Source organism: Streptomyces sp. NPDC090499, assembly GCF_044769305.1.
GTDB lineage: Bacteria > Actinomycetota > Actinomycetes > Streptomycetales > Streptomycetaceae > Streptomyces.
On sequence record NZ_JBIVXP010000051.1, the window covers coordinates 1 to 2,448 of the forward strand.

3 protein-coding genes are annotated in these 2,448 nt (G+C 67.9%); 1 reads left to right on the forward strand and 2 read right to left on the reverse strand.

Features of this window, described 5'->3' with window-relative positions; all coding sequences use genetic code 11:
* Nucleotides 1-131: 131 nt before the first annotated feature.
* Nucleotides 132-1,073 (forward strand): hypothetical protein, encoded by a 942-nt coding sequence (locus ACIQVL_RS51505; protein ID WP_403479310.1) that lies wholly within the window; start codon nt 132-134, stop codon nt 1,071-1,073.
* 22 nt (nt 1,074-1,095) lie between these two features.
* Here ACIQVL_RS51505 and ACIQVL_RS51510 read toward each other — a convergent pair whose 3' ends face one another.
* Nucleotides 1,096-1,518 carry a hypothetical protein gene (locus tag ACIQVL_RS51510; protein ID WP_403479311.1) on the reverse strand — a complete coding sequence of 141 codons (423 nt, stop codon included), beginning with the start codon at nt 1,516-1,518 and terminating at the stop codon, nt 1,096-1,098.
* Nucleotides 1,515-2,345: an IS5 family transposase gene (locus tag ACIQVL_RS51515; protein WP_403479312.1), complete on the reverse strand. Its 831-nt coding sequence runs from the start codon at nt 2,343-2,345 to the stop codon at nt 1,515-1,517. The genes ACIQVL_RS51510 and ACIQVL_RS51515 overlap by 4 nt, the downstream gene beginning before the upstream one ends.
* Between the last annotated feature and the right edge of the window lie 103 nt (nt 2,346-2,448).

Below are 2,448 nucleotides of genomic sequence, written 5' to 3' on the forward strand. Positions count from 1 at the left end.
AGTGGGCGATACGCAAGCTGATGTCCGGTTCGTGGCTGGGTTGAGTGGGGTTGGCGGGCCAGGTATTCGCGTGAGGAGTGAGCGTGCCGGGCCGGGCGAACATGTCCACCGATCCGGAGTGAGTCCGGGCCGTGAGCACGACGAAGTGTTGTGGCACGATCCCCGTTGTGGATGACCGAACGCATGGCGTGGACTGGTCCGGCTTGTTCCATGCCTCGGGACCTGCCAGCGACACGCCGCGGCACCTGGCAGCTCTCCTCGGCAAGGATGCGCGGGCTTCTGTCGACGGGTACTCGCACCTGTGGTCGGCGACGCTTCGCCGCGAGGGCAAGGCATGGCCTGCGACGGCGCCCACCGCGATGCTTGTCGCCGAGCTCCTGGACAACCCCCTGCTGGGGCTCGACGATCCCTCGCTGCCCGATGCCATGCTCGCCTATCTGTACGTGGTCGGCGTCGCCGCCGACCTCGGCGACCAGGCGACGGAGATCCGTGCTCGGGTCCAGGACCGCGCGCCGGAGCTGCGGGGCTGGACGGTCGAGTACGTGTCGGCTGATGCGGATGGCCGGGCCCGGATGTGGCAGGACGGCACAGGGCTGGGTGAACTCGTCCTCGATCAGGCGGCGCTCGCCTGCTTCGACGTGGTTCCCGTGCTGCTGCAGCGAACACTGCCATACCTCGCGTCGGAACGCGCCAGGCGCAGGACATGCGCCGCCGCGGCTGTCGGGTCACTGGCGCGGCATCCCGCAGCATCCGCGCAGCGTCCGGAGCTGCTGGAACAGTTGACGTCGATGGCCGTAGCCTCCGATTCCTCGCACGACCTGGCGACGATGGTGATCGCCATCGGTCACCTCGGCGGCGACACGCGCCCCTGGCTGACTGACCCGCATGCAGGCGTTCGGGTCTGCGCGGCCCTGGCGCCCGACCTTGCCGGCAACGACACTGCAGAGCACGTGCTCATGGAACTGGAGCGGTCGCCGCAAGCGTTCAGCAAGTCCTTCGGTGACATGGCTGCGCCCCTGCAGCTCCAGTCCCAGTCACTCCAGGACTTGCTCGCAGGGCGACGAGCGAGCTGATGCCCGATGTCAGCGACCGAGGTTACGGTCGCGGCAGGGTGAACAGCCCCTGCTCGGTCTCCGTCAGGATCCCGCGGTCGGCCAGCCGCTTGAGTTTCAGCCGGACGTTGTTGACGTTGTTGGGCGCGATCTCCAGATCCATCGCCTCGCAGACCGCCCGTGCCCGCAGTGGGGCGTCGACCGCGGCGAACACCGCCATGATCTGCTGGTAGGCCGGATGGTCCGGCAGCTTCGCGGCCGGCGGCGTCGGCGGGGATGGATCAGGGAGCGCCAGCAGGGTCTTGCGGGTGATGCGTACTTCCTCGGCGAGCCGGTCGAACTCCTCCAATTGCGCGGCGAGTTCCGCGATGCGTCCTCGCGTGGCCTCGGCCTGCGCGGCGATCTCGCGCTCTTGCTCCTCCAGGTGCGCCAGCACCGCTCCCAAGGTCAGGTCGCTGCTGCTCATGCGCCGCGCCAAGTGGGAGCGGAGGTCGCGGTGAGCATCCGGGTCATCCGGTCGCTTATGGCCCAGTACACCCTCGACTCGGCGGAGGCGGGCCGGTGCTCGTAGTCCCGTACCAGCCTGCGGTGCAGCATCATGATCCCGTTCACCTGCTCCACCACCCACCTCTTGGGCTGAGGGACGAACCCTCTGGCTGCCGGGTTGCGCTCGATGACTTCGACGTCGATGCCCACGATCTGCCCGTGGTCGACGACGGCGGTCTTGAACCCCTGGTCCACCAGGGCCTTGTGCACCGTGTCGGTGTCGGCGGCGACCTTGTCCAGCAAGGCGATGCCGGCGACGTTGTCGTGCGCGGAAGCGGCCAGTACCACCACCGCGATCACCAGACCGAGAACATCAACTGCCAGGCCGCGTTTGCGGCCTGGGACTTTTTTTGCCGCGTCCCTTCCGGTTGTGTCGGCGGGCACCCCGGCGGCCGCGTGCAGGCTCTGGGTGTCGAGCACCACCAGGCTCGGGTCGGCCTTGCGCCCCCGGCTCTCGCGGACCTGCCAGCGCAGCAGGTCGTGGATGGTCTGGTCGGTCCCGTCGTCGCGCCACTTGTAGAAGTAGTACTTCACCGCTCCGACCGGGGGCAGGTCGTGGGGGAGGTAGTCCCACTGGCAGCCGGTACGGGACTGGTAGAGCAGGGCGTTGACGATCTCCCGCATCTCGTAGGCACCCCGATGGCCGCTGACGGAGGGATGCTGAGCCTTCCAGGAGGCGATGACGGGTTCGATCAGGGCCCACCGCTCATCGGATAAGTCGCTCTTATAGGGCTGGCGATCGCTCACGAGGAACACTCCAGCACGACAGGGCCCCCCGATCAGCCCCGATACGCCTGCGCCACACGTTCCAGCGACAACAAACGCAGCATCACGCCACATACCGCCCTCT